General features: G+C 73.1%; 25 protein-coding genes, 1 tRNA gene and 1 pseudogene. 13 read left to right on the top strand and 14 right to left on the bottom strand.

Annotated elements, in window-relative coordinates; genetic code table 11:
• From Q7T52_RS04670 to Q7T52_RS04660, 3 genes and pseudogenes are all read right to left on the bottom strand, one after another.
• A pseudogene (locus tag Q7T52_RS04670) lies at positions 1 to 194 on the bottom strand (alpha-amylase); the annotation flags it as partial.
• Complete coding sequence (locus tag Q7T52_RS04665) at positions 191 to 934, bottom strand: hypothetical protein (protein WP_304799865.1); 744 nt, start codon at positions 932 to 934, stop codon at positions 191 to 193. The gene Q7T52_RS04665 and the pseudogene Q7T52_RS04670, both read right to left, overlap by 4 nt.
• 31 nt (positions 935 to 965) lie before the next feature.
• Entirely contained in the window at positions 966 to 2,294 is a 1,329-nt protein-coding gene (locus tag Q7T52_RS04660; protein WP_304799863.1) for a deoxyribodipyrimidine photo-lyase, read from the bottom strand.
• 67 nt (positions 2,295 to 2,361) lie between these two features.
• Here Q7T52_RS04660 and Q7T52_RS04655 point away from each other — a divergent pair, with 67 nt between their 5' ends.
• Entirely contained in the window at positions 2,362 to 3,048 is a 687-nt protein-coding gene (locus tag Q7T52_RS04655; RefSeq protein ID WP_304799861.1) for a metal-dependent transcriptional regulator, read from the top strand.
• A gap of 112 nt (positions 3,049 to 3,160) precedes the next feature.
• Here Q7T52_RS04655 and Q7T52_RS04650 read toward each other — a convergent pair whose 3' ends face one another.
• The 4 genes from Q7T52_RS04650 to Q7T52_RS04635 all read right to left on the bottom strand — a co-directional run bounded on the left by Q7T52_RS04650 (position 3,161) and on the right by Q7T52_RS04635 (position 7,009).
• Positions 3,161 to 3,994, bottom strand: coding sequence for a Sir2 family NAD-dependent protein deacetylase (locus Q7T52_RS04650; RefSeq protein ID WP_304799859.1), 834 nt, complete (start codon positions 3,992 to 3,994; stop codon positions 3,161 to 3,163).
• Positions 3,991 to 4,260 carry a DUF2277 domain-containing protein gene (locus Q7T52_RS04645; protein ID WP_304799857.1) on the bottom strand — a complete coding sequence of 90 codons (270 nt, stop codon included), beginning with the start codon at positions 4,258 to 4,260 and terminating at the stop codon, positions 3,991 to 3,993. Before Q7T52_RS04645 ends, Q7T52_RS04650 begins: the two co-directional genes overlap by 4 nt.
• A gap of 104 nt (positions 4,261 to 4,364) precedes the next feature.
• A complete protein-coding gene (locus tag Q7T52_RS04640; protein WP_304799855.1) occupies positions 4,365 to 6,464 on the bottom strand; it encodes a beta-propeller domain-containing protein in 2,100 nt (699 codons plus the stop codon).
• Positions 6,461 to 7,009 carry a SigE family RNA polymerase sigma factor gene (locus Q7T52_RS04635; RefSeq protein WP_304799853.1) on the bottom strand — a complete coding sequence of 183 codons (549 nt, stop codon included), beginning with the start codon at positions 7,007 to 7,009 and terminating at the stop codon, positions 6,461 to 6,463. Before Q7T52_RS04635 ends, Q7T52_RS04640 begins: the two co-directional genes overlap by 4 nt.
• Before the next feature lie 122 nt (positions 7,010 to 7,131).
• Here Q7T52_RS04635 and Q7T52_RS04630 point away from each other — a divergent pair, with 122 nt between their 5' ends.
• A complete protein-coding gene (locus Q7T52_RS04630) occupies positions 7,132 to 8,310 on the top strand; it encodes a trans-acting enoyl reductase family protein (protein WP_304799851.1) in 1,179 nt (392 codons plus the stop codon).
• 21 nt (positions 8,311 to 8,331) lie between these two features.
• Here Q7T52_RS04630 and Q7T52_RS04625 read toward each other — a convergent pair whose 3' ends face one another.
• The gene (locus Q7T52_RS04625) at positions 8,332 to 9,315 is read right to left on the bottom strand and encodes a 2-dehydropantoate 2-reductase (RefSeq protein ID WP_304799850.1); all 984 of its coding nucleotides are present in this window, start codon (positions 9,313 to 9,315) and stop codon (positions 8,332 to 8,334) included.
• Between the two features lie 37 nt (positions 9,316 to 9,352).
• Complete coding sequence (locus tag Q7T52_RS04620) at positions 9,353 to 12,961, bottom strand: 5'-nucleotidase C-terminal domain-containing protein (protein WP_304799848.1); 3,609 nt, start codon at positions 12,959 to 12,961, stop codon at positions 9,353 to 9,355.
• A 668-nt stretch (positions 12,962 to 13,629) separates the two neighbouring features.
• Here Q7T52_RS04620 and Q7T52_RS04615 point away from each other — a divergent pair.
• Together Q7T52_RS04615 and Q7T52_RS04610 are read left to right on the top strand one after the other, a co-directional pair.
• On the top strand, positions 13,630 to 13,794 hold the full coding sequence (locus Q7T52_RS04615; RefSeq protein ID WP_304799846.1) for a hypothetical protein: 165 nt from the start codon (positions 13,630 to 13,632) through the stop codon (positions 13,792 to 13,794).
• Positions 13,795 to 13,941: 147 nt separating this feature from the next.
• Positions 13,942 to 14,370: a hypothetical protein gene (locus Q7T52_RS04610; RefSeq protein ID WP_304799844.1), complete on the top strand. Its 429-nt coding sequence runs from the start codon at positions 13,942 to 13,944 to the stop codon at positions 14,368 to 14,370.
• 72 nt (positions 14,371 to 14,442) lie between these two features.
• Here Q7T52_RS04610 and Q7T52_RS04605 read toward each other — a convergent pair.
• Positions 14,443 to 14,515: transfer RNA gene (locus Q7T52_RS04605), tRNA-Arg, on the bottom strand.
• Positions 14,516 to 14,665: 150 nt separating this feature from the next.
• Between Q7T52_RS04605 and Q7T52_RS04600 the strand changes: the two genes are divergently transcribed.
• A complete protein-coding gene (locus Q7T52_RS04600) occupies positions 14,666 to 15,841 on the top strand; it encodes an LCP family protein (protein ID WP_304799842.1) in 1,176 nt (391 codons plus the stop codon).
• Positions 15,838 to 16,035 carry a hypothetical protein gene (locus tag Q7T52_RS04595; RefSeq protein ID WP_304799840.1) on the top strand — a complete coding sequence of 66 codons (198 nt, stop codon included), beginning with the start codon at positions 15,838 to 15,840 and terminating at the stop codon, positions 16,033 to 16,035. The genes Q7T52_RS04600 and Q7T52_RS04595 overlap by 4 nt, the downstream gene beginning before the upstream one ends.
• Positions 16,036 to 16,357: 322 nt before the next feature.
• Here Q7T52_RS04595 and Q7T52_RS04590 read toward each other — a convergent pair whose 3' ends face one another.
• The 3 genes from Q7T52_RS04590 to Q7T52_RS04580 all read right to left on the bottom strand — a co-directional run bounded on the left by Q7T52_RS04590 (position 16,358) and on the right by Q7T52_RS04580 (position 17,819).
• Positions 16,358 to 16,723: an MscL family protein gene (locus Q7T52_RS04590; protein WP_304799838.1), complete on the bottom strand. Its 366-nt coding sequence runs from the start codon at positions 16,721 to 16,723 to the stop codon at positions 16,358 to 16,360.
• Between the two features lie 50 nt (positions 16,724 to 16,773).
• A complete protein-coding gene (locus tag Q7T52_RS04585) occupies positions 16,774 to 17,409 on the bottom strand; it encodes an SAF domain-containing protein (protein WP_304799836.1) in 636 nt (211 codons plus the stop codon).
• Positions 17,410 to 17,471: 62 nt separating this feature from the next.
• Complete coding sequence (locus tag Q7T52_RS04580) at positions 17,472 to 17,819, bottom strand: FmdB family zinc ribbon protein (RefSeq protein WP_304799834.1); 348 nt, start codon at positions 17,817 to 17,819, stop codon at positions 17,472 to 17,474.
• 97 nt (positions 17,820 to 17,916) lie between these two features.
• Between Q7T52_RS04580 and Q7T52_RS04575 the strand changes: the two genes are divergently transcribed.
• On the top strand, positions 17,917 to 20,565 hold the full coding sequence (locus Q7T52_RS04575) for a penicillin acylase family protein (protein WP_304799832.1): 2,649 nt from the start codon (positions 17,917 to 17,919) through the stop codon (positions 20,563 to 20,565).
• Positions 20,566 to 20,745: 180 nt separating this feature from the next.
• Here the strand turns inward: Q7T52_RS04575 and Q7T52_RS04570 are convergent, their stop codons facing one another.
• A complete protein-coding gene (locus Q7T52_RS04570; RefSeq protein WP_304799830.1) occupies positions 20,746 to 21,342 on the bottom strand; it encodes a 5-formyltetrahydrofolate cyclo-ligase in 597 nt (198 codons plus the stop codon).
• A gap of 23 nt (positions 21,343 to 21,365) precedes the next feature.
• Here Q7T52_RS04570 and Q7T52_RS04565 point away from each other — a divergent pair, with 23 nt between their 5' ends.
• From Q7T52_RS04565 to Q7T52_RS04540, 6 genes are all read left to right on the top strand, one after another.
• On the top strand, positions 21,366 to 22,748 hold the full coding sequence (locus Q7T52_RS04565; RefSeq protein WP_304799828.1) for a UTP--glucose-1-phosphate uridylyltransferase: 1,383 nt from the start codon (positions 21,366 to 21,368) through the stop codon (positions 22,746 to 22,748).
• Positions 22,741 to 24,006, top strand: a complete 1,266-nt coding sequence (gene glp, locus Q7T52_RS04560; RefSeq protein ID WP_304799827.1) for a gephyrin-like molybdotransferase Glp — start codon at positions 22,741 to 22,743, stop codon at positions 24,004 to 24,006. The genes Q7T52_RS04565 and glp overlap by 8 nt, the downstream gene beginning before the upstream one ends.
• Positions 24,007 to 24,018: 12 nt before the next feature.
• The gene (gene moaC / locus Q7T52_RS04555) at positions 24,019 to 24,498 is read left to right on the top strand and encodes a cyclic pyranopterin monophosphate synthase MoaC (RefSeq protein WP_304799825.1); all 480 of its coding nucleotides are present in this window, start codon (positions 24,019 to 24,021) and stop codon (positions 24,496 to 24,498) included.
• Between the two features lie 10 nt (positions 24,499 to 24,508).
• On the top strand, positions 24,509 to 24,985 hold the full coding sequence (locus tag Q7T52_RS04550; protein WP_304799823.1) for a molybdenum cofactor biosynthesis protein B: 477 nt from the start codon (positions 24,509 to 24,511) through the stop codon (positions 24,983 to 24,985).
• 8 nt (positions 24,986 to 24,993) lie between these two features.
• Positions 24,994 to 25,620 carry a GNAT family N-acetyltransferase gene (locus Q7T52_RS04545; protein WP_304799867.1) on the top strand — a complete coding sequence of 209 codons (627 nt, stop codon included), beginning with the start codon at positions 24,994 to 24,996 and terminating at the stop codon, positions 25,618 to 25,620.
• 151 nt (positions 25,621 to 25,771) lie between these two features.
• Positions 25,772 to 26,036 (top strand): hypothetical protein (locus tag Q7T52_RS04540; protein ID WP_304799821.1); only part of this gene is annotated, 265 nt, incomplete at its 3' end.

Raw genomic sequence — 26,036 nt, 5'->3', positions numbered from 1 at the left:
CACAGAGCGTCGACGCCGAGGTCGGCGAGGTAGGGGAGCCGGCTGGTGATGCCCGGAAGGTCGCCGATGCCGGGCCCGCCGCCGCGTTCGCCGGAGGAGGCGAAGCTGCGGACGTAGACCTGGTAGACGACGGCGTGACGCCACCACTCGGTGCGCGTGCTGTCCGTGTCGGGAGTACTCATGGGGGTGCTCATGCGAAGTCCTCGGGGTCGACGGCGATCCAGATGTGCTCGGCGCTGCCCAGCACGCGGCCGTCGGCGGCGTACAGGGTGGCAGCGGTGAAGGTACGACGCCCCTTCGACCCGCGGGCCGAGCCGACGAGCACGTGCCGCTCGCCGACGCGCGGCAGGTCGCGGACGTGGGCGGTCATCGAGCCGAGCACCATCAGGCGCTGCTCGAGGTCGCCGGCCCAGCCTCCGATGCAGTCGAGCGCGGCCCAGGTGACCGGCAGGGATGCGGCGTCGCCGCCCAGGCTCGGGTCGGGGGTCCAGGTCGCGGCCATGCGCACGGAGCCGTCGTCGGTGTCGGCGACGCGACCGGGGAAGATCCGCAGCCCGTCGCCGGGGCCGCGGTCGGTGCCACAGGCGAAGCAGGACGGGAAGGGGTGCGAGCGGAAGCCGGCGTAGGACGACTCCGCGGCGCGGGCGGTGGCCGCGTCGACCGCGGGAACCGGCGTCACGTCGGCCTCGGCCGGAGCGGCCTCGGCGACGAGCTGGTCGTCACGGGTGGCGCGGGCGGTCTCGTTGCCGTGCTCGTCGTCGAGGAGCTCGACGGTGAGGGGCACGCCGAGCGGCGGCGGGGTCCGCAGCATCACCCGCACGGTCCCGGGCGCCAGGTAGGCCGCCAGGGCGCCGGCGCTCCAGCCGCCGTTGCCGGAGGACGTCGGCCCGCGGAAGCGCGGGGGGATGGTGAGGGGGGCGAGCGTGTCAGGCACGTCGACAACGCTAGCGGGCCCGGCGGGGAGGTCAGCCCTTGATGGCGGCGTAGCGGTCGAGGGCCTCCTGGCGCTCGGCCTTGTGGTCGACGACGGGCTCGGGGTAGCCGACCTTCTTGCGGTCCTCGCTGCTGGGCTCGTGGGGGTCGTCGACGTCGGCGAGCTCGGGCACCCACTGCTTGACGTAGGCCGCCGAGGGGTCGAACTTGCGGCCCTGGCTGGTCGGGTTGAAGACCCGGAAGTAGGGCGCGGCGTCGGTGCCGCTGCCGGCCGTCCACTGCCAGCCGTGGTTGTTGGAGGCGAGGTCACCGTCGACGAGCCACTGCAGGAAGTGGCGGGCGCCGTGCTGCCACTCGACGTGGAGGTCCTTGACGAGGAAGCTCGCGGTGATCATCCGGACCCGGTTGTGCATCCAGCCGATCGACCGCAGCTGGCGCATCCCGGCGTCGACGATCGGGAAGCCGGTGCGGCCGTCCTTCCACGCGTCCAGGTCGGGGCCCGGGTCGTCGTACTGCATCGTGGCGAACTCGGTGCGCAGGTAGTCGCGTGCCGAGTCGGGGCGCTGGAAGAGCACGTCGGCGTAGAACTCGCGCCAGGCGATCTCGTTGCGGTAGGTCGCGGCGCCCTTGCCCTGGCGGCCGGCGAGGTCGGCGAGGATCGTGCGCGGGTGGATCTCGCCGTACTTGAGGTGGTGGCTCATCCGTGACGTCCCCGCGACGCCGGGCTTGTCGCGGGCGTCGTCGTAGTCGGCCAGCTTGTCGAGGAACTCGTGCCAGGCGTCGGTCGCCGCCGACTCGCCGGCCTCGGGGAGGTCGATGCCGTCGGGGAGGTCGACGTCGGGCAGGTCGACGGTGTCCTTGAGGTGCCGCCAGCGGGCGTCGCCGGGCAGGGCACCGGCCGGGTCGCGCCAGCCGTGCGCGGCCCAGGCCTTCGAGAACGGCGTGAAGACCTTGTAGGGCTGGTCGCTGCCGTTGACGACCCGGTCGGGCGCGACGGCGTACGGCGAGCCCGTGCGGACCAGCTCGATCCCGGCGTCCCTGAGTGCCTCCTCGACGGCCTCGTCACGGCGACGGCCGTAGGGGCCGTAGTCGGCCGCGACGTGCACGCTGGTGGCGCCGACCTCCTGGGCGGCGAGGACGACCTGGCGGACGGGATCGCCGCGGAGGACCGAGACCGGGACGTCGCGGCGCAGGGCCCGCAGGCTGTCGACGAGGTAGGAGCGGCGGGGGAGCCCGCTCGGCTCCCACAGCGCCGGGTCGAGGACGAAGAGCGGAAGCGTCGGACCGTCGCTGAGCGCCGCCAGGAGGGCCGGGTTGTCGGCGGTGCGCAGGTCGCGGCGGAACCACATCACGGACGTCATCCCGGTCACTGTGCCAGTGAGGGCTGCCTACGTACCCACCCCGTGGTGCATGCGTAAGAATGGGTGGGTGAGCGACCTCATCGACACCACCGAGATGTATCTCCGGACCATCTACGAGCTGGTCGAGGAAGGAATCGTGCCCCTCCGTGCCCGGATCGCCGAGCGTCTGCACCAGAGCGGCCCGACCGTCTCCCAGACCGTGGCCCGGATGGAGCGCGACGGCCTGCTGACCGTCGAGGGCGACCGCCACCTCGAGCTCACCGACGACGGCCGCCGCCTCGCGACCCGCGTCATGCGCAAGCACCGCCTGGCCGAACGGCTCCTGACCGACGTCATCGGCCTCGAGTGGGAGCTCGTCCACGAGGAGGCCTGCCGCTGGGAGCACGTCATCTCCGAGACCGTCGAGCGCCGCTTGGTCGAGCTGCTCGGCCACCCCACCGAGTCGCCCTACGGCAACCCGATCCCCGGCCTCGACGAGCTGGGCGAGATCGAGCTCGGCGAGGAGTTCATGGCCGGCGTCGAGCCGCTGTCCAAGGCTGCCTCCGACGTCGAGGCCCGGGTGCTGGTGCGCCGGATCTCGGAGGAGATGCAGAAGGACGAGCTGCTGATGAGCGCCCTGCGCCGCGTCGGCGCCATGCCCGAGAAGACCATCACCGCCATCGCCACCGACGAGGGCGTGCTGATCGGGTCCGGTGGCGAGACCGCTGAGATCGTGCCCGAAGCGGCTGAGCACATCTTCGTGAAGCGGCTCTGAGTCGAGCCGGCTCTCTCGTCGGCTCCTGACGTCGGCTCCTGACTCGGGTTTCACCGGCTGGCCGGTGAATGCCGAGCCTGGACGATAGAGTTTCATCGGCCCAGCAAGAGCTTTATCGGCCGGCCGGTGAAACCCGAGTCATCTGGGACCTGACGCCGACCAGCGCCTCCAGGAACTCCGAGCACCCGGCGTCCACCTTCACCGTCGCGAGGTCGTCGCCCCGGGTCTGGCCGCGGTTGACGATGACGACCGGGGTGCCGGCCTTGGCGGCGTGGCGGACGAAGCGGAAGCCGCTCATCACCGTGAGCGACGAGCCCGCGACCAGCAGCGCGCCGCCCGACTCGGCGAGTGCGTCGACGGCGGCGTAGCAGCGCTCGACGCGCGGCTTGGGGACGTTCTCGCCGAAGAACACGACGTCGGGCTTGAGCACGCCGCCGCACAGCTCACAGCCGGGTACGACGAACCCCGAGGTGTCGTCGAGCTCGACGTCGCCGTCGGGGCGGGTCTCGACGTCGGTGTGGCGGGCGGCGAAGCTCGGGTTGAGGGCGTCCAGCCGGGCGTGCAGGGCGACCCGCGCGGACGTCGTACGGCAGGAGAGGCAGACGACGTCGGCAATCCGGCCGTGCAGGGCGATCAGCCGGCGCGAGCCGCTGGCCTCGTGGAGGCCGTCGACGTTCTGGGTGATGAGGAGGTCGGGGTCGAGCGGGGCGCAGGCGCGGTGGCCGGCGTTGGGCTCGGCACCCCGCATCCGGCCCCAGCCGAGGTGGGAGCGCGCCCAGTAGCGCTGCTGGGCGGCCGGCCCGGAGACGAACTCCTGGTAGGTCATCGGGGTCCGGTCCGGCGAGCCCGGGCCCCGGTAGTCGGGGATGCCGGAGTCGGTCGACAGCCCGGCGCCGGTCAGGACGACGAGCGGCCGCCCGGCCAGCAGGTCGAGGGCAGGCGTCACGCGCCGTACCGCTCCCGCGCCCGCGCGCGGGCCTTCTCGGCCTCGACCTCACGGTCCTTGGGTGGCGCGGTGGTCACCAGGTCGTCGACCAGGTGGCGGGTGATGTGGGCGATCTCGTGCACGGCCCGGTCGAACGCCGCCTGGTTGCCGGCCGACGGCTTGGTGGTGCCGGCGACCTTGCGGACGTACTGCAGGGCGGCGGCGTGCACCTCGTCGTTGCTGGCCGGCGGCGCGAAGTTGTTGAGCGGGCGGATGTTGCGGCACATGCCGTCAGTTTAGGTCGGTCTCGACACGCGCGGTCGCGACCTCGTGCCTCGGTCGCGCGCGCTGCTCGACCGCCGATGACCGGGACTCGCCCGAGCAAGCTCGGTCAGTCCAGGTCGAAGTACTCGACGTCCTCGCCCGTCACGACCGCCACCTTGCCGCCGCCGACCGGCACCAGCCGCACCGCGTCGATGTCGCTGCCGTACTCGACGCGCGTCATCTTGTTGGCCATCTTGCCGCCGCCGAGCTGGAGCCGGGAGACGTAGCCGGTGCCGCCCTGGGCGACGACGGTGAGCACGATCCGCTGGTCGGGCAGCCAGGTGAACTGGCGGGGGTCGTCGCCGGCCTTGGCGTAGGTGTTGCGGCCGTAGGACGTCACGTCGAGCTGGCGGGGGTCGGTCAGGTCGGTGACGTCGAACAGCCCGGCCTGGGCGCCGCCACGACCGTCGGACCCGACGCCCACGACGCGCATGGTGCCGAGCGGGTGGAGATAGCTGGAGAACCCGGGGATCTTGAGCTCGCCCACCAGCGTCGGGTCGGCGGGGTCGCTGAGGTCGACGGCGTAGAGCGGGTCGACCTGGCGGAACGTCACCAGCAGGGCCAGGTCGTCGAACCAGCGCACCGCCTTGATGTCCTCGCCGACGCCGAGCCGGTCGAGCCGGCCGACCTCGACGAGCTCGTCGTCCTCGGCGCGCAGCGTGACGATCGAGTTGGCGTTGTCGGTCTCGGTCGACGGGCCGACGGCCACCCGCAGGACGCCGTCCTTCTCGTCCATCGACCAGCGGTCGCGGACGTAGCCCTCGACCTCACCGGCACCGACGTAGGACGCGGAGGTCCCGTCGAGCGCGAAGTCGTAGACGTGGGTGGTGCCGTCGGGCCCACGGCCGCCGACCGACGTACGGCGCAGGCAGTCGAAGCACCCGTCGAAGCTCGTGCTCGCGCCGGTGGCGGCGAGGTAGAGGTGGTCGGCGGACTCGTAGGTCAGCGGGGCGTCGCCAGCCAGGCCGAACGCGTCGGTCTCGCCGGGCGCCGCGGCACCGAACCCGACGACCGCCATCGTCGACAGGCCGATCTCGGCGCGCGGGATCGCGACCCGGTCGCAGGCGAGGAGGTCGGTCGGCTCGCCGCCGTCGACGGACACGTGGGGCAGCCAGTCGTCGAGCGTCGACTCCTCGACGAGCTCGCGGTTGGCCTTGAGGGCCTTGGTGCCGTTCTCGGTGCCGGCGTCGTCGTCGTCGAACGGCAGGTCGGGCAGGCCCTTCGACAGCACGACGCGGACGTCGGCCCCGTGCTGCCGGGTGGCGACCAGCGCCGCGTCGTAGTCGACGGTCTGCCTGAGCACGGGCGACGCGGGGTCGTCGAGGTCGATCGTCAGCACCCGGGTCTGCGGCGACGGCTGCTCGTAGCCGAAGTCGTCGTAGACGGCCATGCCCTCGGCCGGGCGCGTGCCGTCGTTGCCGACCGCGACGACGGTCTCGCCGGACAGCAGGATCTCGCCGTCGTAGAAGTCGCCGAGGTCGAGGCTGCCGAGCCTGACGACGCCGTCCTCCTCGCTGCCGGAGACGTCGTACGTCGTCAGCTCGGCCCCGCGCAGCCGCACCAGGAGGCGTCCGTCGGTCTTCACGCTGTCCGGCTCGTCGACGCCGGCCTCCTGGACGTTGGTGCCGGTGTCGGAGGACTCAGCTCGTGCGGTGCGCGGGGCGAAGCCACCTCGCGGCATCGCGCCCGCAGACGTGGGCAGCGGGGCGTCGGCGAACTGCTCGAGCCGCAGGCCGCCGTCGAAGGCCATGTCGTCGAGCCCCCGGGTGTAGTACTCCCGGCCCGACCCACCCCACCCGTACTCGCTCACCAGGTCGACGCCGCGCTCGACGTAGTGCTGGAGCAGGTCGTCGCAGGACTCCGGCGCCTGCAGCTCGCCCTGGAACGCGACGGGCGTGGCGAGGTCGCCGCCCGAGCCCGCGCCCGAGCCGTAGCCGCCCGCCGAACCGGGGGAGTCGTCCGGCCCGGGGGCGGAGACGATCGTGCCGGCGACGAAAGCCGCGGCGACGCCACCGAGGACGGCGACCGCGGTCAGCGACCGCTTGAGCCGCGCCTCGGGGCGGCGGCGGCGCTCGCTCGCGGCCTGGCGGTGGGCGTCGCGCAGGACGGCATCGACGGGGGCGGGGCCGACGGGCAGGTCGTCCCAGTTCTGCTCGAGGTCGGTCACGACGTCGCTCCCTCTGTGGAGTCGGATGGGTCGGGGGCGTGCTCGGGCCGCAGCTCGGCGAGGTGGTCGTCGGCCGCGAGCTGGGCCAGCGACCGCGACAGGCGGCTCTTGACGGTGCCCGTCGGGATGTCGAGCACCTCGGCCGTCTGCTGCTCGCTGAGCCCGGTGAAGTAGCGCAGCACCACCACGTCGCGGTTGATCTTGGTGAGCCCGGCGAGGGCCCGGTGGACGGCGTCCGCGGTGTCGACGTCGGCGGTGACGTCGCGCGTGGCGCTGGTCCGCGACTCCGGGAGCCGCTCGGACGGGCGCTCGCCCCACCAGCGCCGGCGCTTGCTGTCGCGCAGGCAGTTGAGGAGCATCCGATAGACGTAGGCCGCCCGGTTGTCGGCCGCGGCGACGGTCGGCCACGCGGTGTAGCAGCGCACGAGCGTCGTCTGCGCGAGGTCCTCGGCCTCGTGCAGCGAGCAGCCGAGGAAGACCGCGGAGCGCACCAGGGTGCTCCACGACTCGCGCACGTAGGCCGCGTAGTCGGCGTCGTGGTCCATCGGTCTCCAAGGTCTGGTCGAGGCGGGTCGGTGGGGCGGCGTTCTGGCGTACGACGGGGCGGGGTGTCCCACAGGTTCCACCCGTTCTCCACCGATCTGCGGGCAATGCCAACATGGGGCGCATGCCGACCGACCAGCGCGACCTCGACCTCGTCCTCTTCGGGGCCACCGGGTTCACCGGCGGCCTCACCGCCGACTACCTCGCCGAGAACGGCCCGAGCGGGCTGCGCTGGGCGCTGGCCGGTCGTTCGCAGGCCAAGCTCGAGGCGGTCCGCAACCGCCTGGTCGCGCGGCACCCCGACCTCGGCGACCTCGAGCTGGTCGTGGTCGACGCCGCCGACGAGACCGAGCTGGTCGACGTCGTGCGCCGGGCCAAGGTCGCGGTCACGACGGTCGGGCCCTACCAGCAGCTCGGCGGCCCGCTCGTCGCCGCGTGCGCCGAGACCGGCACCGACTACGTCGACCTGACCGGCGAGCCCGAGTTCGTCGACGTCACCTACGTCGAGCAGCACCAGACCGCCGTGGCCAGCGGCGCCCGGATCGTGCACGCCTGCGGCTTCGACTCGATCCCGCACGACCTCGGCGCCTACTTCACGGTCAAGGAGCTGCAGGCGACCGGGCCGGTCACGCTGCGCGGCGTCGTGCGGGCCGCCGGCACCGCGTCGGGCGGCACCTTCCACTCCGCGATGGGGGCGTTCTCCCGCGCCAAGCAGATGTCGGCGGCCGCCAAGGCCCGTCGCCGCGTGCAGGGCAAGCCCGCCGACGGCCGCAGGTCCCGCGCCGTCGCCGGCAAGCCCCACCGCGACAAGGTCCTCGGCTACTGGCTGCTCCCGATGCCGACCATCGACCCGCAGGTGGTGGCCCGCAGCGGCGCCGCGCTGCCGGCGTACGGCCCCGACTTCCGCTACTCCCACTACGCCGGCACCAAGACCCTGCGCTACGCCGCCGGCGGCATGGCGGCGGTGTCGTTCGTCGCGGTGGCCGCCCAGGTCGGGCCGGCGCGCAAGTTCCTGCTCACCAGGGTGCCGCAGGGCCAGGGGCCCGACGAGGCCAAGCGGTCCAAGTCGTGGTTCACGGTCGAGTTCGTGGCCGAGTCCGGCGACCGCACGCTGCGGACCAAGGTCAGCGGCGGTGACCCGGGCTACGGCGAGACCGCCAAGATGCTCGCCGAGTCGGCCCTGTGCCTGGCCTTCGACGACAACCCGCCGACGGCCGGCTCGGTGACCACCGCCGAGGCGATGGGTGACAACCTGCTGACCCGGCTGAGCGCGCGAGGCATCACGTTCGAGGTCGTCGGCTGAGTCCCGCCGGTCCCGACCGGCTCAGCCGGGATAGAGCCCCAACCGTCGCGCCTGCAGGCGGCTGAGCCCCAGCAGGGCGTCGGTGCACGGCGTCGCGACGCCGCACGCCTGACCGAGCTCGCGCACCACGCCGACGAGCGCGTCGAGCTCGACGGGGCGGCCGGCGTCGACGTCCTGGAGCATCGAGGTCCGGAAGGCGCCGAGCCGCCGGGTGACCTGGTGGCGGTTCTCGGGGCTCTCCTCGATCGGGACGCCGATGCGCGCGCCGATCGCCTGGGCCTCGAGCATCACCGCCGACACGAAGCCGCGGACGAGGTCGTCGTCCATGATCGCGTCGGTGGTCGCCCCGGTCAGCGCGCTGATCGGGTTGACCGTCATGTTGCCCCAGAGCTTGAACCAGACGTCGCGCTGGATCCGCGTCGACACCGACGCGTCGATCCCGCCGCGCTCGAGGAGCGCGGCCAGCTCGGTGGTGCGGGTGCTCGTCCCGCCTGACGGCTCGCCGAGGATCAGGCCGTTCCCGAGGTGGTGGCGTACGACGCCGGGCGCCTCGACCGAGCAGCTGACGTGTGCCACGCCCCCGACCACGTGGTGGGCCGGGATCGCCGCGGCGATGGCCCCGTCGGGGTCGACGGTCTCGAGGCGGGTGCCGGCGAGAGGGCCGCCGAAGCCGCCCTCGAGGAACCACCAGCTGATGCCGTTCATCGCCGTGAGCACCGTCGTGCCCGGCCCGAGCAGGGGAGCGATCCGCCCGGCGACCCCGGCCAGCGAGGGGGCCTTGACCGCGACGACCACCACGTCCTGGACGCCGAGCTCGGCCGGGTCCTCGGCCGCGTGGACCGGCACGACCTGTGCCTCGTCGCCGCGCCGGACCGTCAGGCCGTCGCGGCGCAGCGCCTCGAGGGTGGCGCCCCGCGCCACCACGCCGGGGGTCTCGCCGGCCCGTGCGATCGCCGCGCCGACCCAGCCGCCGATCGCGCCGGCGCCGTAGATGGTGATCCTCATCCGGCGATGGTTCCAGACGTGGTGCTCGTCCCGGACCCTAGCGCCGGGCCCGGACCGTGATCGGCACGCTGGTCGAGGCGGAGCGGGTGCGGGCGTCGCCGACGTAGGTCACGACGGCGCGCACGGTGCCCGGACGGGCGAACCGGGGGAGCGTGACGGTGACCTTGCCGGCCTCGAGGGTGCCGGCGTAGGTCTTCTGCCCGACGCGCACCGTGACCCGGCCGGTCGGGGCCGTCCGTGGCGCCGTCACCGTGACGGCGAGCCGGGTCCGGGTGCGGTGGGCGATCACCGTGCCGGGCAGGACGGTGACGCCCAGCCGGGGCGCGGCCTTGGCGACCGTGATCGTGACCGCGCTGGTGCTCGGCTTGGTCGTGGCGTTGCCGAGGTAGCGCACCTGGACGGTCTTGCGACCGGCGGTGTCGAACGGGCCGACGGCGGCCTGTGCCCGTCCGCCGACGAGGGCGACCGTGGAGCGCCTGGCGCCGTCGACCCAGATCTCGACGTCGCCGGCCGGCGTGCCGCCGGGGGAGGCCACCGCCACGGAGACGATCGCGATGCCCTGCCGGACCGTCACCGAGGTGGGAGCGGTGACGGCGGCGGCCGAGTCGGCCCGGATCGGGACGGGGGCCTGGGTCACGGTGATCGGGAGCGCCACCGTCGTACCGGTGACGTTGCCGACGATGGTCACCGTCGCCGGGCCGGCAGCGGTGTCGGCGGGGAGGGTGGCCCGGACCGCGGCGCGGCCGTGCTCGTCCGACGCGTCGGCGCCGACCGTGTTGTCCACCGGGAACGAGCCGAGGGGCCGGTCGCCCAGCGACACGAGCACCGACGTGTCCTTCGGGTCCGTCGGGGCGGAGAAGGCCAGCGAGGTCAGGTCGACGTCGAAGGCGCCGCCGGCGACGTAGGAGGCGGGGGCTCCGGCCGGGAAGGCCACGCCCACCGAGTGCTGCTCGGCGTCGGCCGTGATCGGGCTGCCGCCCGCGGTGGTGTCGGCGACGGCGCGGAGGTGGTCGAGCAGCGCGGCCAGGTCGACCTTGCCGGTGTCGCGGGCGCCCGAACCGGTGGTGAAGGCGCGGAAGTTGTCGCCGCCGGCGGCCAGCGCCGAGCTGGCCGTCACCGAGTAGCGGGTCGCCGGGACGATCGCCACGTCGTCGAGCCACATGCCGGTGACGCGCGCGCCCTCGGCCCGGGTCGGGTCGTAGGTGTAGCGGAAGCCGGCCGAGGTGCCGAGCCGCAGGAACGGGCGCGCGGGCACGGTGCCGGCCGCGGTGCGCTGCCACTGCTGCTCGAGCACGGTCTTGATCTGGGTGCCGGTGAGCCGCATGGTCACGAGCGGCTCGGCGGCCGGCTGGACGCGTGCGGCCTGGCCGTAGGTGAGCGTGGCCGGGTAGCCGCCGGGGTTGCCGAGCAGGTCGTCACCCAGGTCGTCGGGGTCGACGAACGCGATCTGCGCGCCACCGGACTCAGGGGCCCGCGTGGCCCAGCGCTGGGCCTCGGCCACGAGGTTGCCCAGGGTGGACTCGCCACCGAGGCTCTCGTCGGTGCCGTTGGCCAGCCGGGCGCGGCTGACGGGTCCGGCCAGCGTGCCGAGCTCGGCGGCACCGAGCACCTCGGCCTGGGCGACCGCGGCGTCGACGACGGCCTGGGTGGCCGCGTCGGCGGGGTAGGCCGGGGTGGCGACGAGCGGCAGGACCGTCTGGGTCCCGGCCGTGACGGCGCCGGTGGTCGTGTCGACCGTGAACGTGAGCCGGTTGAGGTGGGTGCCGTTGCGGCCGGCCGAGACGACCGGGCGCCGGGTCACGGCACGACCCTGGGCGACCCAGGCCGGGACCGGGATTGCGTGGTTGTAGGCCAGGTGGGTGTGGCCCGAGATGATCGCGTCGACGTTGCTGTCGACGCCGGTGACGATCTGGCCGAAGGTCGAGCCGTCGGTGGCCGAGGCCACGTCGGTGGTGACCGCCCCCTCGTGGACCAGCAGGACGATCACGTCGGCGCCCGCGGCCTCGAGGGCGTCGGCGGCCGTGTTGACCTCGTCGACGACGTCGGTGACGGTCACGTCGGCGATGCCCGCGGCCGGGACCAGCGACGGCAGCTGCTCGGTGACGGCGCCGACGAAGCCGACCTCGACCTCGCCGAACGTCTTGGTCCACGAGGCCGCCAGGGCGCGTGAGCCGTCGCTGCGCTGGCGCAGGTTGGCGGCGACGTAGTCCCAGTCGGCGCGGGCGGTGACCCGACCGGCGAGGTCGGGGTAGCCCCGGTCGAGCTCGTGGCTGCCGACGGCCGAGACGTCGAGCCCGGCCTCGTTGAGGGCGTCGATGGTCGGGTCGTCCTGCTGGACGTAGGACGCGAACGTCGAGCCGCCGATCAGGTCGCCGGCGGCGGCGAAGACGGTGTCGGGGTTCTGGGCGCGGAGCTGCTTGACCGCGCCGGAGAGCACGGCGGCGCCCGCCTGGGCGCCGTCGGCCTGCAGACGGCCGTGGAAGTCGTTGGTGCCGAGGACCTGGATCTCCCGGGTGGCGGCCGCGACGCTCGGCTTGGCCTGGATGTTGCGGAAGTCGACGGTGTCGAGGAAGCCGCGGTTCTCGAGGCCGACGAACCCGGACGCCGGGATCGCCGTCGGGCTGGTGAACGAGTTGACCAGGGTCCCGTTGAGGAGGACGCGGACCTGCGTGCCGCTGAGCGTGATCGTGTAGGTGTTCCACTGGCCGAAGGGTCGGACGGCGGCGGCGACCGCGGCGGCGTCGGGCGCCTTGGCGGTGCCTCCGGTCGGCACGATCGCGCCGGTGTCGGCACCGATCGGGACCGCGAAGCCGCCGACGGGGTCGGCGCCGTTGCGACTGCTCGACGCGACGTAGACGGCCGAGTCGTCGTTGTTGTCGTTGCGCCGCCAGTCGAGCTTGAGGGTGGAGGGCGTGGTCTGCTGCGTCGTGAACCACTCGGCGCCGCGGCCCCGGGTGCTGCGGATCGTGCAGTCGGACTGTCGGCCGAAGCCGCCGGCGCCGGCCTTGCGCCAGCCGTCGAACGACTCGAAGGTGCCGTCGTACAACCGCGTGTAGCCGGACTCCGGCGGGGTGGCCGCACAGGTGTCGGGGGCGGTGCCGCCGACCTGGACGGCGTCGAAGTTGAGGCGGCAGAAGTCGGTGCCGCGGTCGCACTGCAGCGCGAGGGTGTTGGCGCCCTGGTTGAGGGTGGCGGTGGTCTTGACGAACCGCCACGCCTCCCAGTTCTCGAGGCTGGTCATCGGATAGCTCAGCACCTGGCGGGCGCCGCCGTTGGTGAGCAGCCCCATCGAGCGGGTGACGTTCTCGTCGGCGCCGAGCGGACCGGCGGCGTAGCGCACCCAGACGGGGTAGACCCCGGCCGCCGGGGCGGTGACGGTCATCGCCGACGTCATCCCGGTCTCGCGGAACGTGTAGGAGCCGGTACCGGAGAAGTTGCTGTGGTCGCCGGAGTTGAAGGCCGGCGGGCCGGCGGCCCCGCCGCTGATGGCACCGTCCTCGACCTCGACGAACGCAATGACGTCGTCCCCGACCGCGGTGGGGGCGGTGGGCGCGGGTGCGGCCTGGGCGGGGACCGCTCCGACGCCGGCGATCCCGACCGTCAAGCAGACGGCGGCGACGAGTCGGGCAGGGGACAGACGGGACACGGCAGGCTCCTCATGACCACATGCTGTGACGCGTGCCACAGTCAGATATGGGGACGCTAGCCCGTCCTAGTTCATCCTGTCGAATTTGGTTCTGAATTGTGGTCGACTAGCGGTCGGTATGGGGCTCGCCGGCGACTTGGCCAGGGTCGGAAGGCCCTAGCCGCGTCCGGTGCGCGACGGAAGGGTCGGAGCTGCGCACAGGGACGTGGTCGCCGCAGCTGGCTCCAGGACTCGGGCGTACGACCGGCTCCGCTCAGGTCGGGTGACCACTACCGGACACACCGCACCCGCAGGCCGCAGCCGCCGCCACCCCTTTCCTCGCACGCCGGGGACCGGGGGGCGGTGGCACTCACGGCCGGTTCGACGAACGGACCGGCCCCCGCACCGGCTCGTGAGGTCCCAGGTCCGGAGCGGATGCTCTCGCCCCGAGCGGCGGCGAGCCCGCCCCCCGTACGGCCGAGCTGCGCGACGGTCGGTCCGTCGACCTGCTGCCCCTGGCCCGCGAGGTCTGTCGTCGCTACCGCGACGGGTTCCCCGACGAGCAGGCGCGCTACGGCGACGCCGGCCAGGCGTGGTGCCTCCAAAACAACCTCTACGCGCTGTCGTGGGCGATCCAGGACGCCCAGGGCCAGCTCGACCTGGTCCGGGATGTCCTGTGGCTGGCCCGCGTGCTCGAGGCGCGCGACTTCCCGGTCGCCCGGCTGGCCCGCAGCCTGGAGATCAGCGCCGACGTGCTCCGCGCCGGTCTGCCCGAGCCGCTCGGGCGAGGGGCCACCCGGGCGCTCGACGCCGCCCTCGCGGGCCTGGCCGCAGGCAGCCGTGAGATCGTCTGACATCAGCGGAGCCCATCGTGTTTCCGCCGCTGTGACAGTGGGCACTGGACAACCGCTGCCGCAAGAAGATCTCGGCCGCGACGGCGAACCAGTGCCGTGCCCTCCACGATCGACCCACCTCCCCGAACACCCGAACGGAGCGCTCCCTTGCGCAAGATCCTCCGCGGCCTCACCGTCGCGACCGCCCTCACCCTGGCCCCGCTCTCCGCGGCTGCCGTCACGACCGCTCCGGCGCACGCCAGCGGATCGCTGGCCACCAGCTCGGTCACCGCCACGGCTCCGGACGCGACGGCCCTCAAGGCGAAGCCGGCCCGCACCATCACCCTGCGGGACCTCCCCGGCCCCCAGGCGCGCGTCCGGATCACGGTCAAGCCCAAGTTCGGCAACAAGCCGCTGATCATCCAGACCCGCAAGGCCGGCAAGTTCCGCAACACCGGCAAGATCAGGACCAACGCGCGCGGCGTGGCCGTCAAGGTGTTCGCCGGCTCGCGGGCCGGCATCCGCTACCGCCTCATCGCCGTGGGCGGGCGTGACTACGCCACCAGCGCCGTCACGTTCACCGTCACCCGACGCTGAGCGTCCGACCCCGCTAGGCCAGACGAGCCCCGACCTCACGCGAGGTCGGGGCTCGTTGCTGTCCCGGAGAGGTGCCCCAGGCAAGAGTCGAACTTGCGACCTTTCGCTTAGGAGGCGGCTGCTCTATCCACTGAGCTACTGGGGCGTGCGGGCTCGCGCCCGGCGAGGGTGAGGGTACCGGGTAGGACGGGCGAGGGCGACGCTGACGACGTACCCCGCGGCGGCGCTGCCGCCGGTTTGGCCAGGCCGTCCGGGCAACCGACAATGGGAGCCCGTCCGTCTACTCAAGGTGACCATGCCCGACGAGCTCGACCTGACCGATCGACCGACCGAACCCGTGCGCCCCAAGCGGCGGGGCCGGAGCAAGAAGCGCCACCGGTTCCTGGTGGTGGCCCTCGGGGTCGTCACGACCCTGGCGCTGGTCGTCGGTCTCGGCTCGGTGTGGTTCGTCCGCCACCTCGACGACAACGTCGACTTCCAGAGCTATGACGACCAGCTGGTCGACCGGCCGGACAAGGCGGAGGTGGCCGACGGGCCGCACGAGCCGCTCAACATCCTGGTCATGGGCTCCGACACCCGCGACGGGGCCGGCAACAACATCGACGGCCTCACCGGTGACGGCGAGCGGTCCGACACGACGATCCTCTTCCACCTCTCGGCCGACCGGACCTTCGCCTACGGCGTCAGCATCCCGCGCGACACCCTGGTCGACCGGCCCGACTGCGTCGGCGACGACGGCTCGGCCATCGCCGGCGAGGACGACGTCATGTGGAACGAGGCCTTCGCGGTGGGCGGCCCCGCCTGCACGATGCAGCAGTTCGAGCAGCTGACCGGCGTACGCCTCGACAACTACGTCAAGGTCGACTTCAACGGCTTCCGCGACATGGTCGACGCGATCGACGGCGTCGAGGTCTGCATCCCCGAGGAGATCTCGGACCCCGCGCACGGCATCGACATCCCCGCCGGCACCCGCGAGATCGCCGGCAAGGAGGCGCTGTCCTACGTCCGCGCCCGCTACACGCTCGGCGACGGCTCCGACATCGGCCGCATCAAGCGCCAACAGGCCTTCCTCGCCGCGATGGCCGGCAAGGTCGTCTCCAAGGGCACGCTCGCCCGCGTCGACCGGCTCTTCGGCTTCCTCGACGCCGCCACCCGCTCGCTGCAGACCGACTTCGACTCGGTGGGCGACATGAAGGACGTCGGGACGTCGTTCCGCAGCATCGGGCTCGACCACATCAAGTTCGTCACCGTGCCGTGGCAGTACTCGCCCGAGGACCCCAACCGCGTCGAGTGGCTGCCCTCGGCCAAGAAGCTGTGGCGCAAGGTCATCAAGGACAAGCCGCTCGCGGGCAAGGTCTCCGACGGCGTCATCTCGGCCGGCGACGACGTCAAGGGCCGTACGCCGACCACGGGCGGCAGCAAGGGCGCGGTCACCACCGCGCAGCGCGAGTCGGCCGGGTTGTGCGCGTGAGCGAGGACCAGCCTGCGGAGGAGCCTGCCGAGGAGCCGGCCGAGACGCGCGAGCAACGCCGGCGCCGGCTGGCGGCCGTGTTCGGTGACGTCCTGCCCGACACGACCTCCGACGAGCGCGACGACGAGGCGCCCGGGTCCGGGTCGCGGTCCGAGGAGTGGCTCAAGGCGCAGGTGCCCCCGCACCACGGGTAGTCGGGCTGGGCGGGTCGGCTGCGGGGGTTTCGAGGCTCGGCCGCGGGCGGCCTCGCACCTCAACCGACGTCTGGGTGGGCTGCGGGGGTTTCGAGGCTCGGCCGCGGGCGGCCTCGCACCTCAGCCGACGTCTGGGTGGGCTGCGGGGGTTTCGAGGCTCGGCCGCGGGCGGCCTCGCACCTCAACCGACGTGTGGGTGGGCTGCGGTGGTTTCGAGGCTCGGCCGCGGGCGGCCTCGCACCTCAACCGACGTCTGGGTGGGCTGCGGTGGTTTCGAGGCTCGGCCGCGGGCGGCCTCGCACCTCAACCGACGAGGCTTCGGTCAGGACTTGGCGAGACCGCCGGGGGCGCCGCCGGCGAGGGAGTCGCGGATCTGGCGGAGGAGCTCGATGTCCTCGGGGGTGCCCGGCGCGGGGCTCGGGAAGAAGCGCTCCTTGGCGGCGATGTAGGGCGTCACCACCAGGAAGTAGACGACCGCGGCCAGGATCACGAAGGTCAGGGTGGCGTTGAGGAAGGCGCCGAAGGAGTTCGGGGTGTTCTCGAAGACCTCGGAGGCGCTGTCCGGGAGCAGCGCCGTCAGCCAGTTGGTGAAGGTCGTGACGACGGCACCGAACGCCGTGCCGATGATGACCGCGACGGCGAGGTCGACCAGGTTGCCTCGGAAGAGGAAGTTCTTGAAGCCGTCCATGGCTCCTCCTTGGGTGGTGCGCAGTCCGAGTTTGGGGGGCGGGGAGGACGCTATCGGTTGGACCACGCGAACGTCACGACCGACCGCGACGCAGCGCCGGCCAGCGCTGTGACCTCCTCCACAGCGACGCCGACGACCACCAGGCGCCCGGGAAGGCCCGTCGGACCGGTCGCCTCGTCGGCCGTCGGGATCGCCAGCACCACGGCGGCGGGCGCCACGGTGTCGGTGTCGCCGGCCTGGGGGTCGGTCGCGACGAGGTCGATCTCGTCGCCCACGCGGAGCAGTGCCACCGCGCCGGCGTCGGGCAGCCGCACCGGTACGGCGGTCAGGTCGCGTCGGTCGCCGGTCATCGCGGGTCCGACGAGGGCGACCTCGGTCAGCGGCTGGCCCCGGGTGAGGGGCGCGGCGACGACCCGGCCGGTGGCGTGGTCGGCCAGCCCGGCCGGCACCGAGCCCGGTGCGAACGCGACCGTGGCGAGGTCGGAGTCGTCGAGGACCTCGCCGGCGGGGAGGTCGCGCGCCGCCACGAGGACGTCCACCGTCGCGGGCGATGACTCAGCCGTGGCGGCCAGCGTCGACGCGACGGCGACGGCCGTCAGCCCAGCGGCCAGGAGGCGACGTCGACGCAGCACCTGACGGCGCAGGCCGCCGAGCAGCGCGACGGGGCGGCTCAGGTCGAGGGGCATCCCACGACGCTAGGCGAGCCGGCGCCGTCCTGCTCGGGCTCTCCACAGGCCCCCGGGAGAGGTCAGGGCTTGGCGGCCGGAGCCGGCTTGCTCTCGGCCTTCTTCTCGCTCTTGGTCTCGGACTTGGTGTCCGACTTCGTCTCGGACCCGGACTCGCTCTTGCCCTCTGACGTGCCCTCCGACTTGGTCTCCGACGAGGCCGACGGCGACGAGGAGGACGAGGAGCCCTCGGGCTTGCGGCTGTCGTTGCGGTAGAAGCCCGAGCCCTTGAAGACCACGCCGACCGCGTTGTAGACCTTGCGCAGCCGGCCCGCGCACACGGGGCACTCGGTCAGCGAGTCGTCGGTGAAGGACTGCACCTGGTCGAAGGCGTGACCGCACTCGGTGCAGGCGTACTGATAGGTGGGCACAGGAACTCCCTCGCGGTTCGGTGGACGTCGGCGTCGAGGTGTTGGCACTCGCGCCCGACGAGTGCCAATGCTACGGCACGGCAGAATGTTCCGCACGATGACGGTCACCACCCAGGACACCCCCGCCCACCGCCGGCGCGGACCCCTGTGGTGGCGCCGGTTCCGGCTGCTCCCGCGGCCGCTGCGGGTGTCGGCCTACGTCGCCGTGGCGCTCGCCCTGCTGTTGGTGGCAGGCCTCGTGACCGGGGTCGTCGTGGTGCGCCGGTCGTTCCCGCAGACCACCGGCGAGGCCGAGGTCGCCGGGCTGACCGCCCGGGTCGAGGTGGTCCGCGACGACCACGGCATCCCGCAGATCTATGCCGACACGACCGAGGACTTGATGCGCGCGCAGGGCTACGTGCACGCGCAGGAGCGCTTCTACGAGATGGACGTACGCCGCCACGCGACCGCCGGGCGGCTGGCGGAGCTGTTCGGCGAGAAGGCGGTCGAGACCGACGTCTACGTCCGCACGATGGGGTGGCGGCGGGTCGCGGAGGCCGAGCTGCCGCTCCTCGACCCCGACACCCGGGTCGCCCTCGACGCCTACGCGGCGGGCGTAAACGCCTACCTCGAGGACCGCGCGCCGAGCGAGGTCGCGTTGGAGTACACGCTGCTCAACGCCCGCGGGCTCGGCTACACCCCGGAGCCGTGGACCGCGGTGGACTCGCTGGCCTGGCTCAAGGCCATGGCGTGGGACCTGCGCGGCAACATGGTCGACGAGATCGACCGGACTCTGACCGCGGCCACCGTGGGCGAGGAGCGCGCGGAACAGCTGTGGCCGGCGTACCCCCTCGACGACCACGCGCCGATCGTCGGGCAGGGCGCGGTCGTCGACGGTGTCTTCGAGCAGGACGCGACGACGTCGACCACCAGGCTCCCGACCCGCCCGCCGCCGTTCACCCGCGACGCGGGCGTCGCCGACGACCTGCGCCGCCTCGCCGCCACCACCGAGCGGATGCCGGCCTGGCTCGGCCGCGGCGACGGCGTCGGCAGCAACAGCTGGGTCGTGTCGGGAGACCTGACCGACACCGGAGCGCCGATCCTCGCCAACGACCCCCACCTCGGGGTCTCGCTGCCGGGCGTGTGGATGCAGGTCGGGCTGCACTGCCGCACGGTCAGCGAGGCCTGTCCCTACGACGTCGCGGGCTTCTCGTTCTCCGGGGTGCCCGGCGTGATCATCGGCCACAACGCCGACATCGCCTGGGGTTTCACCAACCTCGGGCCCGACGTCACCGACCTCTACGTCGAGCGGGTCGTCGGCGACGAGTGGCGCCACGGCGGCGAGCTGCTCCCGCTCGAGCGGCGCCAGGAGCGGATCGAGGTCGCCGACGGCGACGACGTCGTCATCACCGTGCGCTCGACCACCCACGGCCCGATCGTCAGCGACGTCGACGACGTGCTCGCCCGCGTGGCGACCGACGCCGACGTGCCCCGGGAGAGCGCCGACAAGGCCGAGTACGCCGTCTCGCTCAGCTGGACCGCCCTCGAGCCGGCGCCGACCGCGGACGCGATCCTGGCGCTCGATCGTGCGAGCGACTGGACGTCGTTCCGGGCCGCTGCCGCCGACTTCGCGGTCCCCGCCCAGAACATCGTCTACGCCGACCGCGACGGCCACATCGGCTACCAGGCGCCGGGTCGGATCCCGATCCGCAAGTCCGGCAACGACGGCCGCTACCCGTCGGCGGGCTGGCGCCCGGAGAACGACTGGACCGGCGAGTACGTGCCCTACGACGGCCTGCCGAGCGTCCTCGACCCGGAGGAAGGGTTCGTCGTCACGGCCAACCAGGCCGTCGTCGGTCCCGACTACCCCTACTTCCTCGGTGGCGACTTCGACCGCGGCTACCGCTCCCAGCGGATCCGCGACCTGGTCGACGAGCAGGTCTCCTCCGGCGGCACCGTGTCGATGGACGACGTCCTCGCCACCCAGCTCGACGACCGCAGCTCGTTCGCCGCGGTCCTGGTGCCCCACCTGCTGCGGCCGCGCCTCGACGCGACCTACGACGACGACGGGCAGCGCCTGCTCCGGGGCTGGGACCTCACCCAGCCCGCCGACGGCGACCAGAGCGCGGCGGCGGCGTACTTCAACGTGGTCTGGCGCGACCTGCTCGAGCTGACCTTCGACGACGAGCTGACCGGCGACCAGCGCCCCGACGGCGGCGACCGGTGGATGGCGGCCGTCTCCGACCTGCTCGAGCGGCCCGACGACCCGTGGTGGGACGACGTCACGACCGACGAGGTCGAGACCCGCGACGACATCCTGCGCGCGGTGCTGCTCCAGGCCCGCGACGACCTCACCTCCACCCTCTCGCCCGACCCCGGCGAGTGGACCTGGGGCGCTCTGCACCAGCTGCGCCTGGAGAACTCGACCGTCGGCCGGTCCGGCTTCGCCCCGGCCGAGCGGCTGGTCAACCGCGGCGGCTGGGAGGTCGGTGGCGGTGGTGCCCTGGTCGACGCGACCTCCTGGGACGCCCGCCACGGCTTCGGCGTCGTGACCGCGCCGTCGATGCGGATGGTCGTCTCGCTCGACGACCTCGACGACTCGCGGTGGGTCAACCTGACCGGCGTCTCCGGCCACGCCTTCCACCCGCACTACACCGACCAGACCGACCTGATGGTCGACGGGAAGACGCTGCCGTGGGCCTTCACCGAGGACGCCGTCCGTGACGCGGGGGAGGACACGCTCACCCTGGTCCCCGCCCCCCGGTGACCGCGCCGCTCGGACGTGGTCGGCGCGTGCCGCGAGCTCTCTCACGGTGGTCGAGCCGCGGGGACGTGGTCACCGCGTGTCGAGACCGCCGCAGGTGCAGGTCGACCCGGGTGCGTCGGCTGCGGGGGTCACGACGCGGGCTCGCCGGGGCTCGCCGGGCTCGACCACCGTGGAGGCGTCTCAGAAGCGGCGGAGACCGGACGGGGTGACGGCCGCGGTGACGCTGCGGTCGTGGGGCTCGGTGGGGACGGGGCGGTCGACCTCGTCGTCGTAGAGGACGACGCAGGTGAAGGTGCCGACCGGCACGCGGCCGAGGGCGCGGTCGTAGGAGCCGCCGCCGCGGCCGAGGCGCAGGCCCGTCGGGGAGACGGCGAGCCCGGGGACGACGACGAGGTCGGCGGTGCCGACCGCGTCGACGCCGAGTCGGAGCGAGGTGGGCTCGAGCAGGCCGTGGCGGGCCGGCACCAGGCCGGCCTCGCCGTCGTAGGCCGCCCAGTCGAGGTCGCCGTCGGGCAGGAGCACGGGGAGCACCACCCGCTTGCCGGCCGCGACGAGCCCGTCGATGAGCCAGGAGGTGCCGGGCTCCGCCCCGATCGAGACGTACGCCGCCACGGTGGCGGCCCGGCGTACCTCCTCGGTCGCCAGCAGGTGACCGGCCACGGCGCGCGCGAAGAGCCCGAGCTCCGCGACCGAGAGACGGTTGCGGGCGGTGGTCAGCTGGTCGCGGAAGGCGAGCTTGGCGGGGTTGCTCCCCCCGCCGGGTTGTGACGACGGCACGACAGGAGCCTAGGCTCCGACACATGGGTAGTCCCGCACTGAAGAGGGCGCGCGAGAAGATGGCCGACGCCGGCGTCGACGAGGTCGCGATCGACACCTTCTCGCACTACTTCCGCCTGCTCGAGCACGGCGAGACCGGGCTGGTCCCGGAGTCCACGATCGACCCCGTCGACATGCCCTCGCTGAGCGGCGTCGAGGTCGACTCCGAGACCGCCGCCGAGGCGATCCGCCACACCGTGGTGATCAAGCTCAACGGCGGGCTCGGCACGTCGATGGGCATGAGTCGTGCCAAGTCGCTGCTGTGCGTCCGCAAGGGCCTGTCGTTCCTCGACATCATCGCCCGCCAGGTGCTCCACCTGCGCGCGGAGCACGACGCGACGCTGCCGCTGATCTTCATGAACTCGTTCCGCACCTCGGCCGACACGATGGCCGCCCTCGGGCGCTACGACGACCTCGCCGTCGACGGTCTGCCGCTGGAGTTCCTGCAGAACAAGGAGCCCAAGCTCCACGTCAAGGACCTCAAGCCGGTCTCGTGGCCGCAGGACCCCGACCTCGAGTGGTGTCCGCCCGGCCACGGCGACCTCTACACCGCGATGCGCGGCACCGGCCTGATCGACCTGCTCATCGAGCGCGGCTTCCGGCACGTGTTCGTCTCCAACTCCGACAACCTCGGCGCGACGCCCGACCCGCGGGTCGCGGGCTGGTTCGCCGGCACCGGCGCGCCCTTCGCGATCGAGGCGGTCCGGCGTACCCCCTCCGACCGCAAGGGCGGCCACTTCGCCCGTCGCAAGGCCGACGGCCGGCTGGTGCTGCGTGAGACCGCGCAGACGCCGCCCGACGACCAGGACGCCCTGGCCGACCTCGAGCGCCACCGGTTCTGCTCGACCAACAACCTCTGGTTCGACCTGGCAGCGATGAAGCTCGCGCTCGACCAGCGCCAGGGCATCCTCGGGCTGCCGCTGATCCGCAACGTCAAGACCGTCGACCCCGGCGACGCCTCGACGCCGAAGGTGATCCAGGTCGAGACCGCGATGGGTGCGGCGATCGAGGTCTTCGAGGGCTCGCAGCTCATCGAGGTCGGCCGCGACCGGTTCGTGCCGGTCAAGACGACCAACGACCTGCTGGTGCTGCGCTCCGACGTCTACGACATCGGGCAGGACTTCGTGCTCGACCAGGTCGCCGCCGAGATCCCGTTCGTCGACCTCGACACCGATCACTACAAGCTCGTCGGCGACTTCGACCGCCACTTCCCCGAGGGTGCGCCGTCGCTGGCCAAGGCCACCTCGCTCAAGGTCGAGGGTGACGTCACCTTCGGCAAGGGCGTCCAGGTGCACGGCGACGTCGAGCTCGACGCCCGGACCGCCGACCGCGTGCCGGCGGGCACGGTGCTCCAGTCCGATGAGTGAGGCCCGCCCCCCGCTGCGCACCGTCGACGAGCACCTCGCCCTGATCCTCGAGGCGACCAGCCCGCTGCCCGACTTCCAGCAGCCCCTGCTCGACGCGCTCGACCTGTCCTGCGCCGAGGACGTGCACGCGCCGCTGCGGCTGCCGCGCTTCGACAACTCCGCGATGGACGGGTACGCCGTCCACACCGGCGACGTCGAGACCGCCACCTCCGGATCGCCGGTGACCCTGCCCGTCGTGGGCGAGATCGGGGCCGGGCAGGTCGGCGTCACCGAGCTGGCCCCTGGGACCGCCGCCAAGATCATGACCGGTGCGCCGATGCCGACGGGTGCCGACACCGTCGTCCCCTACGAGTGGACCGACCGCGGCGCGCAGCAGGTGCTGATCGAGAGGGCCGCGACCCAGGGCCAGCACGTGCGCTACGCCGGCGAGGACGTCTCCGAGGGCGACCTGCTCGTCGAGACCGGTACCGCCCTCGGCCCGCGCCACCTGGGACTGCTCGCCTCGGTCGGCCGGTCGTCGGTGCGGGTGCGACCGCGACCGCGCGTGGTCATCATCTCGACCGGCTCCGAGCTGCGCGAGCCGGGCGCCGAGCTCGACGCCGACTCGATCTACGACGGCAACTCCTACCTCCTCGCGGGCGCCGCACGCCGGGCAGGCGCCGTGCCCTACCGCGTCGGGCTCGTGCCCGACCAGCCCGAGGCGTTCCTCGCCGCCCTCGACGACCAGCTCGGCCGCGCCGACCTCGTCGTCACCTCCGGCGGCATCTCGATGGGCGACTTCGACGTCGTCAAGGCTGCGCTGGCCCCGGTCGGCACCGTCTGGTTCGGCGGGCTCGCGATGCAGCCCGGCAAGCCGCAGGGCTTCGGCCACCTCGTCACCGGCAACGCGTCCCAGGGGCGCCGGGTCCCGTTCTTCGCGCTGCCGGGCAACCCGGTCTCGTCCTACCTCTCCTTCGAGATGTTCGTCCGCCCCGCGCTGCGCCGGATGATGGGCCTCACGCCCGAGTCACGCCGACCGATCCAGGCCAAGCTGACCCACTCGGTCACCTCGCCGCCCGGCCGTCGGCAGTTCCTGCGGGGCGTCATGACCATCGGGACCGACGGCACCACCGTCACCGAGGTCGCGCCGGTGGGCGGCTCCGGCTCGCACCTCGTGGGTGACCTGGCGGCGTCCGACGCGTTGATCGTCGTGCCCGAGGACGTCACCGCGGTCGCCGCGGGCGACACGGTGTCGGTCATCCGGCTCGACCAGGACTGAGCGGGACCGACGATGAGCGACCGGCTGACCCACGTCGACGAGAGCGGCGCCGCGCGGATGGTCGACGTGTCGGCCAAGGACGTCACCGCCCGGACGGCGACCGCCTCGGGACGGGTGCTCGTCTCGCCGGCCGTGATCGGGCTGCTGCGCGGCGAGGGCGTGCCCAAGGGCGACGCGCTCGCGGTGGCGCGGCTCGCCGGCATCATGGGCGCCAAGCAGACGCCGTCGCTGATCCCTCTCTGCCACCCGCTCGCGCTCTCGGCGGTCTCGGTCGACCTGGTCGTCACCGACGACTCCGTCGACATCACCGCCGCCGTGCGCACCACCGACCGCACCGGCGTCGAGATGGAGGCGCTCACCGCCGTCTCGGTCGCCGCGCTCACGGTCGTCGACATGGTCAAGGCCGTCGACAAGGCCGCGGTGATCACCGACATCCGCGTCGAGACCAAGACCGGCGGCAAGAGCGGCGACTTCGCGAGGCCGGTCTCGTGAGGGCCTCGTCATGAGCCTGCGAGGCGAGGTCGTCGTGGCCTCCAACCGCGCCGCGGCCGGGGTCTACGCCGACGAGACCGGGCCGCTCATCGTGACGGCGCTGCAGGAGCTGGGGTTCGTGGTCGACCCGCCCGTCGTCGTACCCGACGGCGACCCGGTCGGCGCGGCCATCGCCGCCGCCGTGGCCGGGGGAGCGCGGGTGGTCCTCACCACCGGCGGCACCGGCCTCACCCCGACCGACCGGACCCCGGAGCAGACGCGGGCGCTGCTCGACCGCGAGGTGCCCGGCATCGCCGAGGCGATCCGCGCGGCGGGCGCGGCTGCCGGCGTACCGACCGCGGTGCTCTCGCGGGGCCTCGCCGGCGTCGTCGGTGACTGCCTCGTCGTCAACCTGCCCGGGTCGCGCGGCGGCGTGAAGGACGGGCTGGCCGTGCTGCGGCCGATCCTCGTCCACGCCGTCGAGCAGGTCGTCGGGAGCGACCACTGAGCACCTGGCTGGGCCGGGGCCGCACGGGCTGGCCGGTCACCCTCACCACGGGCAGCGCGCCCGTCGTCACGCTGCGCCCGCTCAAGCGCTCCGACGTGGCGGCCTGGCGCTCGGCGCGCCAGCGCAACGCGGCCTGGCTGGTGCGCTGGGACGCCACCGCCCCGCCCGGCTCGCCCCCGCGCCCCGTCACCTTCCGCACCCTGGTCCGTCGCCTGGCCGCCGCCGCCCGGCAGGGCTCGACCCTGCCGTTCGCCGTCGAGGTCGACGGCCGCTTCGCCGGCCAGCTCACCGTCAACAACATCGTGCGCGGCTCGGCGCAGTTCGCGTCGGTCGGCTACTGGCTCGACAAGGACTTCGCCGGACGCGGCGTGATGCCCCGCGCCGTCGCGATGGCCATCGACCACTGCTTCCAGGTCGCCGGCCTGCACCGCATCGAGGTCGCCATCCGCCCCGAGAACTCCAACTCGCTCCGCGTCGTGGAGAAGCTCGGCCTGCACGAGGTCGGCTACGCCCCCCGCTTCCTCCACATCGACGGCGACTGGCGCGACCACCGCCTCTACGCCATCACCAAGGAGGAGGTCCCCCTCGGCCTCCTCCGCCGCCTCGAGTCCACCTCCGACGCTGACCCGTCGTAGATCGGGGACGGGTCACCGCGATTTCCCGCTGACCCGTCGTAGATCTCCGACGGGTCGGCGTGGCTGTGAATCACACGAGCAACACCAGCAATCCGACGACACACCTGTTGACATCCGCCCCGGGGTGCGGTGGCCCTCCTAATCTCGGTCTGTGGACCTGAGCGCACTGATCTTCGTCGCCCTGGCGGTGGCCTGGGCCACCTACCTGATCCCGAAGGCGCTGCGGCACCACGAGGACAGCAGTGCCTCGCGCACCGTCGACGGCTTCTCGGCCCGGATCCGGGTGCTCGCGCGCCGCGAGCCGGTCGACTCCAGGTCGGCCCGCCTGGTGGTGCCCGGCAAGCCCGCGGCGACCATCGAGGCGTCCGAGCCGATCGACCTGCCGGCCGAGCCGGCCGCGCCGGCCGTGCCGGCCG

The sequence above is a fragment of the Nocardioides sp. genome, from assembly GCF_030655615.1.
In the GTDB taxonomy this organism is placed as follows: domain Bacteria; phylum Actinomycetota; class Actinomycetes; order Propionibacteriales; family Nocardioidaceae; genus Nocardioides.
This window is presented reverse-complemented; position numbering and strand designations above follow the sequence as displayed.